We start from the raw sequence: 14,215 nt of genomic DNA on the forward strand, positions 1-14,215 counted from the left end.
AAGCCCTCTTAGATGAAGCCGCATTAATCGCCTGTATGGCATATGTTGACTTAAACCCAATAAGAGCAAAGGCAGCAACAACACCAGAAACATCAGAGCATACCAGCGTAAAAATACGCATTGAAAGTGCCACTGCAGGTAAGCAACCGAAGCAACTCCTGCGCTTTTCAGGTAAATCAAAAAAGCACATGGCAAAAGGATTACCCTTTGCGCTTAAATCTTACCTTGAACTAGTAGAATTAACCGGACGTTGTATACGCGAAGGTAAAGCAGGCTATATCGAAAGCAGCACATTACCCCTGTTACAAAGAGTAAACATTACCCCCGAAAACTGGCTAAAACTCACCACACAATTTAGTCGCGTATTTCATGGTGCAGTAGGTCGCCCAGCGTCGCACGAAGGATACTGCGAACACCTAAACAGAAAGCGGCGCGCCAACGTTAGTAATTGCGAAAAGCTACTGGCTTAAAGCGTTACTTCAAAAATTACCCGTTATTCCCCTTCACTGTGAAAGCATAGTATTTTGCATGCCTAAAAATGAATGAAAAGTAGGTAAAAACGGTGTTATTTGAGCTAGCGGAAGCATTTTGAATATTTAGGACACTTTAAGCCAAACGATATTTATCTTAGTAAAAATTAAAGCGATTAATTATTAGAATGGGTGTCACATTAATTTTTTATTGTCAGTTTCGACTAATATCAAATGGACAACGCTAAAGGTTACTTGCATTGGTTGTTAAGCACTTTTACACTAATCATTTTACTGGCGTAATTTAATGACTAAATACGAGACTGATTCTATTGAAGCGCAATATCAACTAGGATCTGAAAAACTAGTTTTAGCGAACAAGTTAGCGATTGTTGATGTAGCAGAAATGGATGATGTTGAGGCCATTCTTTTAGTTAAACTATATGAAAAAACATTTACAATGGCTGCCCCAGAAGATGATGTTTTTTCTTTTCAAAATGTAGCTAATTGGCACAGACAGTGGCTAGGTAATGTATATGAATGGGCAGGTAAAATAAGAAGTATTGATATGGGCAAAGGCGGATTTCAGTTTATGTCACCTTTACAAATTGAAAAAAATATTAGGTTATTTGAAGATGAGTATTTATCTCGATTTAATAACTTACCAGAAATGACCGATGAAGAGTTTGTCTCGTTTATAGCGCAGAGCCATGTTGAGTTTATTTTAATTCATCCATTTCGTGAGGGTAACGGTAGGATAAGCCGTCTGTTAATGGATTTTTTGTGTAGCAAAGCAGGTAAAGGAACACTTGATTATAGTTTGTGGGATGAGCATAAAGACTTTTATTTTAAGTCAATTCAAGCGGGTGTAAACAGAGATTACCAACATATTGAAAGGCTTGTAAGGGATATAATTAAATAGCGAGTGAAAGAGACTCGTATTTGAGTTTATTTGCTTTTAGTTTTTTCTCAATTGTTTTAACTGTTGCACCAGTTTCGATGGCCGTAGAGCTAGCAACAGATCTTAAAATCATACTTTTTGTGATTTTTTTCTTATCTTTACTCATAATTGCCACCTCGTATAAATATATATCTGTAATTAACCTTACACCTAGATACTCGTGTTATCAATTAAAGTTATAAGTATTTTTTATGATAATATTGAAGGCTCGAGATTAAATTTGATTCTGAAATTAGATATTATTAAATGGTCGGTATGGAGAGATTCGAACTCTCGACCCCTGCCACCCCATGACAGTGCGCTACCAAGCTGCGCCACATACCGACTGAGGTTGCAATAGTACGTGTATTTTTTTAAAAATCAATAAGCATTTGTTTGTTTGAGTGTTTTTTGCGCAAGCAGGCTGAAAATAGTTTCCTTGCGCAATTAAAAGTAGTTAAGCATGGCGCTAGTCTTTATTTAACCAAAGTTTGATCGTGTTATACATTTCGTCTCGTAGTATTGGTTGCGCAGTTTTGTTAGGGTGCAAGTTATCGTTTTGCATTAAGTCGTTTTGCCCAGCAACTTTAAGTACAAAAAAGTCCATAAGGTAAGCGTTTGTATTTTTACTTACTTGTGTAAAACTATCGGTAAACATTTTGCTGTAACGTGGCCCGTAATTAGGTGGAATATAAATTTCCATTAAAGCGCTGGTGGCATTGGCTGCTTGGCTTTTTTTGATTAATTCGGTTAAGTTAGCTTGTAGCTTGCTCACCGGAAAACCACGTAAACCGTCGTTTGCGCCCAGCTCAATAAGTACATGAGTTGGTTGATACTGCGCTAGCAAAGCATCTACACGGCGCAGTGCGCCACCGGTTGTTTCGCCACTAATACTGGCATTAATAAGTTTGATATTACTTTGCTCAGCATCGTATTTATCTTGTAACAATTGTACCCAGCCTTGTTCTTGTTTAAGTCCGTAGGCTGCGCTTAAACTGTCACCAAGTATTAAAATGGTGTTATTAGCTGCTGCACTTAGTGGTTTGATAACTAAAAATAAAATGAATACAAAACGTAGGATTGAATGAGTCATATGTCAGCGCTTTCTCAATTAAATATAATTCAAGTAAATGGTTTGTCTAAAGTGGTATCTACCTTTGAAGGTGAGTTGCCCATCCTCAGCGACATCAGCTTTAATGTCAAGCATGGCGAATCTGTTGCAGTAGTGGGCACTTCTGGTTCTGGTAAATCTACGTTACTTAGTTTGTTAGCTGGGCTTGATACGGCGAGTGGCGGTGAAATATTTTTAGATGGCGAGCCGCTACATAATCTCGATGAAGAAGCGCGTGCTGGGCTGCGCGCCGCAAAAGTAGGCTTTGTATTTCAGTCGTTTATGTTAGTACAAAGTTTAACAGCGCTTGAAAACGTAATGCTACCCGCTGAACTTGCAGGGGAGCGCGACGCTAAACAGCAAGCACTTATTTTGCTAGAAAAGGTAGGTTTGGGTCATCGCATCGACCATTATCCGTCGCAACTCTCTGGTGGTGAGCAGCAACGTGTTGCAATTGCGCGGGCATTTATTGGCACGCCAAAAATACTGTTTGCCGATGAGCCTTCGGCAAATCTAGACAGTAAAAACGGTAAAATGATTGAGTCGTTATTATTTGATCTAAATTCGCAGCACGGTACTACGCTTATTTTAGTAACGCATGACGAAGCACTTGCACAAAAATGCCAGCATATTATTCAAATTGAAGGTGGCCGATTAGTAGAAAACTCAGCAGAGGAAATAGCAAATGTGGGCTAAGTTAGCGCTTAAGTTATTTTCGCGGGAGTTTCGCCGTGGTGAGCTTACGGTGATAAGTGCGGCTATAGCGCTTGCGGTACTTACCGTGCTTACTTTATCTATGGTTACCGAGCGTATTGCGCAGAGCATTGCGCAAAAAAGTAGCGCCTTTATTGCCGCCGACCGAGTGCTTGGCAGTAATCACGTAATCGACACTTCTTATATAGCTAAAGCAGAGCAACAAAATTTAAAAACCGCACAAATGCTTTACTTCGACACCATGTTATTTGCCAACGACGAAATGCAATTTAGTTCGGTAAAAGCGGCCTCAAGTGGTTACCCGTTAAAGGGGCAACTTAAGGTTAAGTCGAGCCTAAATGGAGAAACCGAAGTTGCTAACGGCGGACCAACACTTGGCAATGTGTGGCTTAGCGAGTCGGTATTTTATAGTTTAAATATAGATATAGGCGATGTAGTAGAGCTAGGTGCTGCATTATTTAACGTTGAAAAAGTAATTGTAGAAGAGCCCGACGCACCTTTTAATGTGTTTTCGAGCAGCCGCAGGGTGCTTATAAACATTAACGATGTGGAAAAAACAGAAGTAATACAACCGGGTAGTCGAGTGTTTTATCGTCAGCTTTATGCTGGCGATGAAAGCGATATAAATAGCTTTTACGATTGGCTAAAGCCACAGCTAAAAGAAAACCAGCAATGGTATGGCGTAAAAGATCGCCAATCGCCAATATCTAATAGTTTAAACCGTGCAGAAAGCTTTTTGTTGCTAGCAGGTTTGCTGGGCATTATTTTAGCCGCAGTGGCAATTGCGGTGTCTGCAAAGCGTTATTGTGAACGCCAATACGACCCAGTTGCTATGATGAAAACCTTAGGTGGTAGCCGGGCAATGATCCGCAAAATTTACCTTACACATTTATTAATGGTGTGTTTAATGGCGGTAACAGTGGGTTTATTAATTGGCTATGGTTTACAAGAAATTGCGACACATTATTTAGCAAAAAGCATGGGTACAACGTTGCCAATGGCGGGTTTTAAGCCGTGGTTGGTGGCAATTAGTACAGGTGTAATTTGTGCTGTGATGTTTTCTATCAAGCCCTTATTTGATTTATTTGATATTCCGCCATTGCGAGTGCTGCGTCGTAACTTAGGCGATAAACTAGCGGTTAGCAGGGGGCACTTAGCTATGAGTGCGTTTACCGTGTTTTTACTCATGTGGCTATTTAGCAATAATATAAAAATTACTCTGATTTTGTTTGCCTCAACCCTTACTTTAATTGGCGTGTTGTTTTTGGTGTCTAAAGTTATATTTGGTGGTGGCCGTAAATTGGGCTTAAAGCCGGGTAACAGTTGGTCGCTGGCAATTGCGTCAATTCAAAAGCGTGCAAATGTGAATGCAGTCCAGCTGATCAGCTTTTCCCTCGCTATTAAGCTATTACTATTTTTAGTGGTACTTAAAAACGACATGATAGCCGATTGGCAGTCGCAGTTACCAGATGATGCTCCTAATGCATTTTTAGTCAATATTACCCAAAACGAACTTGAGCCAATTAATACTTATTTGGCGCAAAAAAACATTCAGGTATCGGAGTTTTATCCCACCATTCGTGGCCGGGTAAATGCGGTAAATGGCGAGCTGGTAGCGCGAGAAGTATCATTGCAAGACAACGAGAAAAAAGATGAAGAGGCACGCGCTGGTATTGGTCGCGAGCTAAACTTAACCTGGCTTGAAACGCCGCCAGCGCAAAACGAAATAGTGCAAGGGCAGTGGTTTAATAAAAACACATTAGCAGAGGCATCCATTGAGGAGTCTATGCTTGAGCGTTTAGATGTTGAACTTGGCGACACGTTAACGTTTTTAATTGGTGCGCAGTCGTTTGACGCTAAAATTACCAGTGTGCGTAAAGTAAACTGGGCCACCCTTAAGCCAAACTTTTTTATTATTTTAAGTCCTGATGTGCTCAAAGACTTTCCGGCAACGTATATTTCGTCGGTACGTATTGAGCCTGATCAAAAACGCGACTTTAGTCAATTGCTGCGCAGCTACCCAACGGTTACCGCCATAGATGTAGGTAACTTTGTTAAACAAATACAATCAACCATAGAGCAAGTGTCACTTGCAATTGGCTTTGTACTTACTATTGTGGTGTTGTGTGGTGCACTGGTATTAATATCGCAAGTGCAAGCAAGCTTAGGCGAGCGCATGCAAGAAATTGTAATACTGCGCACACTTGGTGCAAAAAGCCGGCTTATTAAAAACGCCACTTTATATGAATTTTTATTGCTTGGTGGTTTGGCCGGCTTAGTTGCCGCTTTTTTTAGTGATATTGCACTATTAATTGTACAGCAGCAGTTATTTGATCTGGCGGGTAAATTACATCCACATATTTGGATAATAGGACCGGTGGCAGGTGGAGTGTTTGTAGCGGGGTTAGGCTATTTTATGATTGCTCGCACACTTAAGCAAAACACCCAAGGGCTGGTGCGTGCGTTAGGTTAAGTTGCCAATATTTAAGCAAAAGGAAAACGCCCACTTAAGTGGGCGTTTTTGTTTTATTGTTACTGGTAATTTATACAGTGCTCTGGCATTATTAGCCTAATTAACGAATAACAATAATGAGAGTGCTTTTTGGCCATAATTTTAGGGATTGATCCAGGCTCACGCTTAACTGGCTACGGTGTTGTAGCGCATCAGGGGTCTAAATTCACTTATTTAGGCAGTGGTTGCATTAAATTAGCGGATCATGAGTTTCATATAAGACTTAAAATGATTTACCAAGGCATTACCCAGCTTATAGAGCAGTTTTCGCCAGAAACCTTCGCGATAGAAAAAGTGTTTATGGCGCACAATCCCGACTCAGCCTTAAAGCTAGGCCAAGCACGTGGTGCTGCTATTGTAGGCGCTGCAATGGCCGACTTACCAGTATTTGAATACTCAGCAAGGCAAATAAAACAAGCCGTAGTAGGCAATGGTGGCGCCGATAAAACTCAAGTACAGCATATGGTTAAAAACATTTTAAAACTACCTGGTACGCCACAAGCTGATGCCGCCGATGCACTGGCTATTGCTATTTGCCATGCGCACTCAGAACAAAATTTAATAAAACTAGCGGGTAGCGCAAGCAAAACCGTTAGAGGACGTTTAAGGAAATAACTATGATTGGTCGCTTAAATGGTATTTTAGTAGAAAAACAACCTCCCGAAATATTATTAGAGGTAAGTGGTGTTGGCTACGAAGTGCAAATGCCAATGACCTGCTTTTACGACTTACCTAAAGTTGGCGAAAATGCCATTGTTTATACTCATTTTGTAGTACGCGAAGATGCACAACTATTGTTTGGCTTTAACAACAAAGTAGAGCGTGCCTTATTTAGAGAGTTATTAAAGGCCAATGGCGTAGGGCCAAAGCTAGGTTTAGCTATTTTGTCGGGTATGTCGGCGCAGCAATTTGTAAGCTGTGTAAATAACGAAGATTCCACAAGCTTAGTTAAATTACCCGGTGTAGGTAAAAAAACCGCCGAGCGGCTAGTACTCGAAATGAAAGACAGATTAAAAAATTGGGGCAACGATTTATTCACTCCTTTCAGCGACAGTGCGGTTATTGAGCCGTTTAGCGACGCAACAACTGCTAATAATGCCGCCGATGATGCTGTGTCGGCTTTGGTGTCGCTAGGTTATAAATTGCCACAAGCGCAAAAAGCAATAAAATCAGTAAGTAAACCCGATATGTCTACTGAGGTTCTTATTAAAGAATCTTTAAAATCAATGCTGTGAGTAACCTATGATCGAAGCTGATCGCTTAATTGACGCGACTGAAAAACCCAACGAAGACTCTATAGACCGTGCAATTAGGCCAAAATTACTCGCCGATTACCGTGGTCAACCGCATGTTAAACAGCAAATGGAAATTTTTATTGAAGCGGCCCGTAGCCGAGGCGAAGCACTCGATCACCTGCTTATTTTTGGCCCACCAGGTTTGGGTAAAACTACATTAGCTAATATTGTTGCCAACGAGCTGCAGGTAAATATAAAGGCAACCTCAGGGCCAGTGCTCGAAAAAGCCGGTGATTTAGCCGCATTGCTAACCAACCTTGAAGAAGGTGATGTATTATTTATTGATGAAATACACAGGTTAAGCCCACAAGTTGAAGAAATACTCTACCCAGCAATGGAAGACTACCAACTTGATATTATGATAGGTGAAGGCCCAGCAGCACGCTCGATAAAATTAGATTTACCCTCGTTTACGCTTATTGGCGCAACGACTCGCGCGGGTTCGTTAACCTCGCCACTGCGTGACCGCTTTGGTATTGTGCAGCGCTTAGAGTTTTATTCAGTAGAAGACTTATCGTACATAGTAGGGCGATCGGCGCATTTTCTTGATTTAGAAATGTGCGACGAGGGTGCAGTTGAAATTGCAAAACGCTCACGCGGTACCCCCCGTATTGCCAATAGGTTACTACGCCGAGTGCGTGACTACACCCAAGTAAAGTCAGACGGTACGGTAAACGCCGAAGTGGCAGAGCTGGCACTTAATATGATAGATGTAGATAAAAGCGGTTTTGATTATATGGATCGTAAGTACTTACTCGCCATTATAGAAAAATTTATGGGCGGCCCAGTTGGGCTCGACAATATAGCTGCAGCTATTGGCGAGGAAAAAGAGACTATTGAAGATGTAATCGAACCCTTTTTAATTCAACAGGGCTTTATTCAGCGTACACCCCGTGGACGAATAGTGTCAGACAACGCATATCATCACTTTGGTTTACTACCAAAGCAAGACTAATAAAAAGCTTTACCCAATTTAAAAAGCCATTGCGATTAATTAATTTCAATGGCTTTTTAGTTTATGCTTAGCCGTGTTTTATGTTGCTTTGCGCTGCGTTATATTTACTCTATAGGCACGTTATTGGCGCTATACTTGGTGAGTTTTAATGTGGTTGCTATGCGTACTTAAATTTAGCAATAATTCACGATGCGTTAAGTCAATCAAGGTTATTGTGCCTGCGTTATATTGCTGGTGTTAACTAATAGTTGGCTTGCTGTGGCGCACTAGCTTAGACTTTATGCAATTGTTATAAACGCTAAAGTTGTGATGCTAACTTAATACCTAGGTATTCATGTTATGAAGATTATTTATGGGCAAAAAAAAGCCCGCAAATAATGCGGGCAAACAACAAGTTGAAGGAAGTAATCTTGGAACTCTATTTTACTTACTTAGGTTTTATCCTAAAAAAGTAAAACAATGTAATACGATGAAATGTCATATTACGAAGAACTGGGTGCAATGAAAACTTTCATTTAATGCGTTAGTTCGGTATGAGGTGATAATACCGAAGAGTTGTTTTTTGTTCAAACTAGAAAATTTATAATTTCAGATAAAAAAAACTAATCTGAATGCTTTTTATGAATGTTCAATTATTGCACGTTAATTAATCGTTAACATTATAACTTTATGAAATTATTTGCTTATATTGTATTTTGCAGTAAATTTCGGTATTAGTTTTACTATTACGTTAAAGTAAACCTTAGGTTGTTTTGCGTGCTTATGCTTATATTTTGAATAAACAGCTAATTTAACTGAGTGTTACCTTTATAATAGCGCATTAATAAACACTAATATTAATTACGCAATTATAATAAACGGGTTATTTTACAGTTTAATAAAAATAAAAGAATTTTTTAACGTTTTTTGTTGTCTATTCATAGCAAGATCGTTGTAAGCGGGAAATACACTATATACACTAGCTACAATTTTAGACGCTTACCCTTTGTAGTTCTGGTGTAAGGTCATATTATCCAAATAAATCAATTTGATGTGTTTTTAATTTTTTAGGAGTTTAACGTGGGATCAGGGCTTAATTTTTTAGATCTAATTCTAGAAGCAAGTTTGCTTGTGCAACTAGTGATGCTAGCGTTAGTAGCGATGTCGGTAATGTCGTGGGCTATTATTTTTCAGCGTAAAAAAGCAATCTCAGACGCTTTAAGCAATGCCAAAAAGTTCGAACAAAAGTTTTGGTCTGGAATTGATTTAAGTAAGCTGTATAGCGAAATTTCATCACGTAGTGGGCAATCAAAAGGTATAGAAGCATTATTTACCGCTGGCTTTAAAGAGTTTGCACGTCATAAAAAAAATACATTTCAAAGTGCTGGCATTGTTATGGAAGGCACACATCGCTCTATGCGAGTGGCGCTTTCGCGTGAAGTAGAAAAGTTAGAATCAAGTTTATCATTTTTAGCAACAGTGGGCTCAATTAGCCCGTATATAGGCTTGTTTGGGACAGTGTGGGGCATAATGAATGCCTTTATTGCACTGGGCGAAGTTAAGCAAGCTACGCTACAAATGGTAGCACCAGGTATTGCTGAAGCGTTGATTGCTACTGCAATGGGTTTATTTGCAGCTATTCCAGCTGTTATTGCTTATAACCGTTTTGCTAATAAAGTTGAAAAATTAGAAACTCATTACATTAACTTTATGGAAGAGTTTGCTAATATCCTACACCGTCAAGCAGCTACTCAAATAGAGGCCCAAGCGAATGTATCAGCGTAAAAAGCGCCGTCCGGTCGCAGAAATTAATGTAGTGCCTTACATTGATGTAATGTTGGTACTACTAATTATATTTATGGCTACAGCACCACTCATTACTCACGGTGTTAAAGTTGACTTACCAAAAATGGAAGAGTCAGACTTAGTTGATACTAAAGATACGCCACCTATTATTGCCTCTATAGATGCTGATGGCCGATACTATGTAAGCGTAGGCACCGACCCTGAAGAGCCAATGGAAGCGCTAGATGTAGCTGCCGTAATTAAGTTACAGCTGATGAAAAATCCAGATGTACCTGTAATGATAAAAGGCTCGGGCAAAGTGTCATATCAAGAAGTATTACTATTAATGGACTTTTTAAAAAGAGCAGGCGTGCCATCGGTAGGGTTAATGACAGAATCCTTTGAGGGGACGAAGTAGCCTTATGCAAACACCATTAATTAAATCAGTACTTTTACATGTGGCATTAGGTGGGTTTTTGTATGCCACCGCAAATATTCATCCGCCAGCGCCTAAGGTAATGGAAGTTACACTTAATTCGGCTATTCCCGATGTAGACAAAGCGGTGTCTGCGGTAACGGTTGATCAAAAGCAGGTTGAGCAAAAAATTGCGCAACTTATAAAAAAAGAAGACGATCAAAAGCGAGCTGAAGACAAACGTATTCGCGATTTAGAGCGCAGAGCTAGTAATGCGCGCAAAGAGCGAGAATCAGAAGCACGACAAATTAAAAAGTTAGAGCAACAGCGTAAAGCCAAAGAGAAAGAAACGGCAGAGGCGCAAGCGCAGGCTAAAAAAGCACGTGCCATAGAGCAGCAAGAACGTGCTAAAGCCAAGCAAGCCGAAAAGCAAAAGCAAGAGTCTGAAAACGCTGCTAAGGCTGCCGCTGATAAACGCAAAGCTGAGGAAGACGCGCTTAAAAAAGCACAAGCTGAGCGCAAAAAACGCGAAGAAGAAGCCGAACGTAAGCGTGAGCAAGCAATGCAAGAGCAAATGTTACAAGATCAACTTGCTAAAGAGCAGGCTGCCCGTAGTAAAATACGCCAACAACAGGTAGTGAGTGAAGTAGATAAGTACCGCGCATTAATAATGGCACGTATACAGCAAAACTTACTTATTGACGAAAAAATGAAAAATCAGCAGTGCCGAGTTAACATTCGTTTAGGCTTTAATGGCTTAGTAACGCAAGTTACCTCATTAGGCGGCGATAGATTAGTGTGTGAAGCTGCATTAAGAGCAGTGCGTATGGCCGACACATTACCGGTATCAAAAGATAAAGACGTATTCGACCAACTTAAGAATATAAATTTAACAATCAAGCCAGAATTTTAAAGGAATGATATGTTCAACAAAGTAAAAGTAGCCTGTTTAATTTTATTATTGGGTTTTCAGGGCGTTGCAAATGCAGCACTGGAAATTGTAATAACAGAGGGTATAGATGGTGCACGACCAATTGCTATTGTGCCATTTAAGTATCAAGGTATAGGCCCTATTCCGCAAAAAATCAGTGAAGTTATTGCTGCAGATTTAATGCGCAGTGGTAAATTTAAACCAGTAGATGTTGCACAAATGCCGCAACAGCCAAGTAAAGATAGCGATATTAACTACGCGTCTTGGGTTAACAAAGGCGTAGAGGCAATATTAGTTGGCGAAGTTGAGCAGCAATCTAATGGTCGCTACTTGGTGCGTTATGAACTGGTTGATGTTATTCGTGGGCAAATTACCGGTGGCCAAACGCAAATGATGACTAACGGTAAATTAATTAAAAACCAAGACCATATTTTAGAAGCACGTGAAAGTATTATTAGCGACACCGGTTTTCGTCGTTATTCGCACCGTATAAGTGATGTAATTTACGAAAAGTTAACCGGTGAAAAGGGCGCATTTTTAACTAAAATAGCCTATGTTATAGTACGTGATAATGACGACAGACCTTATCAACTGGTAGTTTCTGACTACGATGGCTTTAATGAGCAAGTATTACTGCGCTCTAAAGAGCCGTTAATGTCGCCAGCATGGTCGCCCGATGGCACTAAGTTAGCCTATGTAACGTTTGAAAATCGTCAGAGCCAAATTTACATTCAAGACTTATACTCAGGTAAACGTGAATTAGTTACTAGTTATCCTGGTATTAACGGTGCACCGCAGTTTTCGCCCGATGGTAAAAAGCTACTGTTAGTACTTTCAAAAGATAAAACCGGTGCAACCGAAGTTTATTTACTAGACTTAGTAACACGCAAAGAAACGCGTCTTACTCGTCATCGCAGTATAGATACAGAGCCATCGTGGCATCCTAATGGCCAAGATATTGTATTTACATCTGAAAGGGGTGGTAATGCCCAGATTTATAAGTTAAATTTAAAAACTAGCAGAACACAAAGATTAAGCTTTGATGGTGATATGAACCTAGCAGGTTCAATAACACCCGATGGCAAAGAATTAGTGATGGTTAACCGTACCAACGGGCAGTACCATCTTGCTAAAAAAGAGCTGGCTACAGGTGCGTTTCAGGTATTAACACGAACTCGCCTTGATGAATCACCGAGTATAGCGCCAAATGGCTCGATGATTATATATAGCACGCTTCATAATAATAAACAGGTACTTGCGCTGGTATCGATGGACGGTCGCTTTAAAGCACGGTTACCTGTGCTAGACGGACAAGTAAAGGCGCCAGCTTGGTCGCCATATTTACAGTAATAATTGCTGGTTTACTCAAAATAGGAATCTACTCAATGCAACTTAATAAAATACTTAAAGGCCTGCTAATTGCTGTGCCAGTAATGGCTTTAGCAGCTTGTAGCTCATCTTCAGATATAGATGAAGGCGCAGCTAACCAATCAAATCAAGGTATGGTTGAGCAATCAACAAATACTGACACAGTTGAAGTAGCGACAATTTCGCCAGAGCAACGTGCAGAAGAGCAACTTCGTCAAAAATACGAAGCACTTCGTCAAGAGCAAGTAATTTACTTTGATTTTGATAAAGCGACAGTTGAAGGCAAGTACGCTGATTTATTACGCGCACACGCTGAGTTTTTAGTTCAAAACTCATCTGTTAAAGTACTTATTGAAGGCCACGCAGATGAGCGCGGTACGCCAGAGTACAATATTGCACTAGGTGAGCACCGTGGCCAAGCAGTTGAAAAATACCTACAAAGCTTAGGTGTTTCTGCAAGCCAAATGTCAGTGGTAAGCTACGGTGAAGAGAAACCTATGGTTAAATCTCGCACTGAATCAGCTTTCGCTAAAAACCGCCGTGCGGTACTAGTTTACTAAGATAAGAGATATTATGAAGCCGAAAATTATTTTGGCAGCCATGATATTGAGCGGGAGCACCCAGTTAATGGCTGCTCCCGCTCCTGTTTCAGAAGCTGCAAGTTCACAATCGAGTATTGAAAAGCGTTTAGCGTCGTTAGAGAGCATGATGCAACAACGTAACTTTTTACAAGTTGAGTTACAGCAACAGCTTAATTTATTGCAAGATGAAGTAAGCCAAATTCGTGGTGTAACCGAAGAGCAAAGTTATAAGCTAGAAAAAGTGCTGCAGCGTCAGCGCGAGCTTTATCAAGAAATTGAAAACCGCGTAAGCCAAGCCTATAGTCAACCAGCTGCTACAGCGCCTGCAGTTGATCACACGCAAGCTAGCGATACTCAGACATACAGTGCCGATTTATCTGAAAACGAAGCATACGAGCGTGCTGTTGCGTTAATAATGAAAGATAAACGCTATGATCAGGCGATCCCAGAGTTTCAAACTTTTTTAACTACCTACCCAAATTCTGTGTATGCATCAAATGCACATTATTGGCTTGGGCAGTTACTCACGATAAAAAATAGCCCAGCTAAAGCAACGGAGCATTTTAAAGTGGTGGTTAATGAATTTCCAAATTCAAATAAGCGCCCAGATGCCATGTTAAAGTTAGGTACTTTGCTACAAGAGCAAAATTTAGCAGCCGAAGCGCAAAAAATACTGAACGATTTAATTAATCAGTATCCAAGTACCACTGCTGCAAAATTGGCCACAAAGCGCTTATCAAATTAATACAAGAGACTTGATTAGGCTGCTTTTTGCCATAAGCGGTCTAAAATTGTTCAGCTAAGCATAAAAACTAAAAAAAAGAGACAATTTCGGTTGCACTCATTTTATAAATAAGTATTATAAGCGCCCGCAGCAAACGAATGGTTACCCCACTCGAAATGCGACAAAAATAGAGCGGGGCATTAGCTCAGTTGGTAGAGCAGTTGACTTTTAATCAATTGGTCGATGGTTCAAATCCATCATGACCCACCATTCTATGAGCAGTGAAAGTAAAGTATTAGTCGGCGGATTTACGCAAGTAACTAAACAGCAAGGTTTGCTAGTTAGTTATCAGAGCGGGGCATTAGCTCAGTTGGTAGAGCAGTTGACTTTTAATCAATTGGTCGATGGTTCAAATCCATCATGCCCCACCATTCT

14 protein-coding genes, 3 tRNA genes and 1 pseudogene are annotated in these 14,215 nt (G+C 40.2%); 15 read left to right on the top strand and 3 right to left on the bottom strand.

Annotated features, from left to right (window positions below; genetic code table 11):
• Together HC000_RS16970 and HC000_RS16975 are read left to right on the top strand one after the other, a co-directional pair.
• A pseudogene (locus tag HC000_RS16970) lies at positions 1–470 on the top strand (transposase); the annotation flags it as partial.
• A 307-nt stretch (positions 471–777) separates the two neighbouring features.
• Entirely contained in the window at positions 778–1,392 is a 615-nt protein-coding gene (locus HC000_RS16975; RefSeq protein WP_179808263.1) for a Fic family protein, read from the top strand.
• Here the strand turns inward: HC000_RS16975 and HC000_RS16980 are convergent.
• The 3 genes from HC000_RS16980 to HC000_RS16990 all read right to left on the bottom strand — a co-directional run bounded on the left by HC000_RS16980 (position 1,385) and on the right by HC000_RS16990 (position 2,503).
• The gene (locus tag HC000_RS16980) at positions 1,385–1,537 is read right to left on the bottom strand and encodes a hypothetical protein (RefSeq protein WP_179808264.1); all 153 of its coding nucleotides are present in this window, start codon (positions 1,535–1,537) and stop codon (positions 1,385–1,387) included. The two genes, HC000_RS16975 and HC000_RS16980, sit on opposite strands and share 8 nt — an antisense overlap.
• Before the next feature lie 141 nt (positions 1,538–1,678).
• A tRNA-Pro gene (locus tag HC000_RS16985) sits at positions 1,679–1,755 on the bottom strand.
• Between the two features lie 124 nt (positions 1,756–1,879).
• Complete coding sequence (locus HC000_RS16990) at positions 1,880–2,503, bottom strand: arylesterase (RefSeq protein ID WP_011328552.1); 624 nt, start codon at positions 2,501–2,503, stop codon at positions 1,880–1,882.
• Here HC000_RS16990 and HC000_RS16995 point away from each other — a divergent pair, their 5' ends adjacent.
• The 13 genes from HC000_RS16995 (at position 2,504) to HC000_RS17055 (ending at position 14,211) form a co-directional block, all read left to right on the top strand.
• A complete protein-coding gene (locus HC000_RS16995; protein WP_011328551.1) occupies positions 2,504–3,217 on the top strand; it encodes an ABC transporter ATP-binding protein in 714 nt (237 codons plus the stop codon).
• Positions 3,207–5,708: an FtsX-like permease family protein gene (locus HC000_RS17000; protein ID WP_179808265.1), complete on the top strand. Its 2,502-nt coding sequence runs from the start codon at positions 3,207–3,209 to the stop codon at positions 5,706–5,708. Before HC000_RS16995 ends, HC000_RS17000 begins: the two co-directional genes overlap by 11 nt.
• 129 nt (positions 5,709–5,837) lie before the next feature.
• Positions 5,838–6,362 carry a crossover junction endodeoxyribonuclease RuvC gene (gene ruvC / locus HC000_RS17005; RefSeq protein WP_011328549.1) on the top strand — a complete coding sequence of 175 codons (525 nt, stop codon included), beginning with the start codon at positions 5,838–5,840 and terminating at the stop codon, positions 6,360–6,362.
• A 2-nt stretch (positions 6,363–6,364) separates the two neighbouring features.
• On the top strand, positions 6,365–6,982 hold the full coding sequence (gene ruvA / locus HC000_RS17010) for a Holliday junction branch migration protein RuvA (RefSeq protein WP_086994508.1): 618 nt from the start codon (positions 6,365–6,367) through the stop codon (positions 6,980–6,982).
• Positions 6,983–6,989: 7 nt separating this feature from the next.
• The gene (gene ruvB, locus HC000_RS17015; protein WP_011328547.1) at positions 6,990–7,997 is read left to right on the top strand and encodes a Holliday junction branch migration DNA helicase RuvB; all 1,008 of its coding nucleotides are present in this window, start codon (positions 6,990–6,992) and stop codon (positions 7,995–7,997) included.
• Between the two features lie 1,059 nt (positions 7,998–9,056).
• Complete coding sequence (tolQ, locus tag HC000_RS17020; protein ID WP_041454480.1) at positions 9,057–9,761, top strand: protein TolQ; 705 nt, start codon at positions 9,057–9,059, stop codon at positions 9,759–9,761.
• Positions 9,748–10,179: a protein TolR gene (tolR, locus tag HC000_RS17025; RefSeq protein ID WP_041454479.1), complete on the top strand. Its 432-nt coding sequence runs from the start codon at positions 9,748–9,750 to the stop codon at positions 10,177–10,179. The genes tolQ and tolR overlap by 14 nt, the downstream gene beginning before the upstream one ends.
• Positions 10,180–10,183: 4 nt before the next feature.
• Positions 10,184–11,089, top strand: coding sequence for a cell envelope integrity protein TolA (gene tolA, locus HC000_RS17030; RefSeq protein WP_179808266.1), 906 nt, complete (start codon positions 10,184–10,186; stop codon positions 11,087–11,089).
• 9 nt (positions 11,090–11,098) lie between these two features.
• Entirely contained in the window at positions 11,099–12,457 is a 1,359-nt protein-coding gene (gene tolB, locus HC000_RS17035; protein WP_179808267.1) for a Tol-Pal system beta propeller repeat protein TolB, read from the top strand.
• Between the two features lie 35 nt (positions 12,458–12,492).
• Positions 12,493–13,035 carry a peptidoglycan-associated lipoprotein Pal gene (pal, locus tag HC000_RS17040; RefSeq protein WP_011328542.1) on the top strand — a complete coding sequence of 181 codons (543 nt, stop codon included), beginning with the start codon at positions 12,493–12,495 and terminating at the stop codon, positions 13,033–13,035.
• A 13-nt stretch (positions 13,036–13,048) separates the two neighbouring features.
• On the top strand, positions 13,049–13,801 hold the full coding sequence (gene ybgF / locus HC000_RS17045) for a tol-pal system protein YbgF (RefSeq protein WP_179808268.1): 753 nt from the start codon (positions 13,049–13,051) through the stop codon (positions 13,799–13,801).
• A 173-nt stretch (positions 13,802–13,974) separates the two neighbouring features.
• A tRNA-Lys gene (locus tag HC000_RS17050) sits at positions 13,975–14,050 on the top strand.
• A gap of 85 nt (positions 14,051–14,135) precedes the next feature.
• Positions 14,136–14,211, top strand: a tRNA-Lys gene (locus HC000_RS17055).
• Positions 14,212–14,215: the final 4 nt, after the last annotated feature.

Source organism: Pseudoalteromonas sp. MIP2626 (assembly GCF_013414205.1).
Taxonomy (GTDB): Bacteria; Pseudomonadota; Gammaproteobacteria; order Enterobacterales; family Alteromonadaceae; genus Pseudoalteromonas; species Pseudoalteromonas nigrifaciens.

Bases quoted from the DNA above. Each gene is read 5' to 3' on its own strand.
- HC000_RS16975 (WP_179808263.1), top strand. From the start codon at position 778: ATGACTAAATACGAGACTGATTCTATTGAAGCGCAATATCAACTAGGA.
- HC000_RS16980 (WP_179808264.1), bottom strand. From the start codon at position 1,537: ATGAGTAAAGATAAGAAAAAAATCACAAAAAGTATGATTTTAAGATCT.
- HC000_RS16990 (WP_011328552.1), bottom strand. From the start codon at position 2,503: ATGACTCATTCAATCCTACGTTTTGTATTCATTTTATTTTTAGTTATC.
- HC000_RS16995 (WP_011328551.1), top strand. From the start codon at position 2,504: ATGTCAGCGCTTTCTCAATTAAATATAATTCAAGTAAATGGTTTGTCT.
- HC000_RS17000 (WP_179808265.1), top strand. From the start codon at position 3,207: ATGTGGGCTAAGTTAGCGCTTAAGTTATTTTCGCGGGAGTTTCGCCGT.
- ruvA (WP_086994508.1), top strand. From the start codon at position 6,365: ATGATTGGTCGCTTAAATGGTATTTTAGTAGAAAAACAACCTCCCGAA.
- ruvB (WP_011328547.1), top strand. From the start codon at position 6,990: ATGATCGAAGCTGATCGCTTAATTGACGCGACTGAAAAACCCAACGAA.
- tolR (WP_041454479.1), top strand. From the start codon at position 9,748: ATGTATCAGCGTAAAAAGCGCCGTCCGGTCGCAGAAATTAATGTAGTG.
- tolA (WP_179808266.1), top strand. From the start codon at position 10,184: ATGCAAACACCATTAATTAAATCAGTACTTTTACATGTGGCATTAGGT.
- tolB (WP_179808267.1), top strand. From the start codon at position 11,099: ATGTTCAACAAAGTAAAAGTAGCCTGTTTAATTTTATTATTGGGTTTT.
- pal (WP_011328542.1), top strand. From the start codon at position 12,493: ATGCAACTTAATAAAATACTTAAAGGCCTGCTAATTGCTGTGCCAGTA.
- ybgF (WP_179808268.1), top strand. From the start codon at position 13,049: ATGAAGCCGAAAATTATTTTGGCAGCCATGATATTGAGCGGGAGCACC.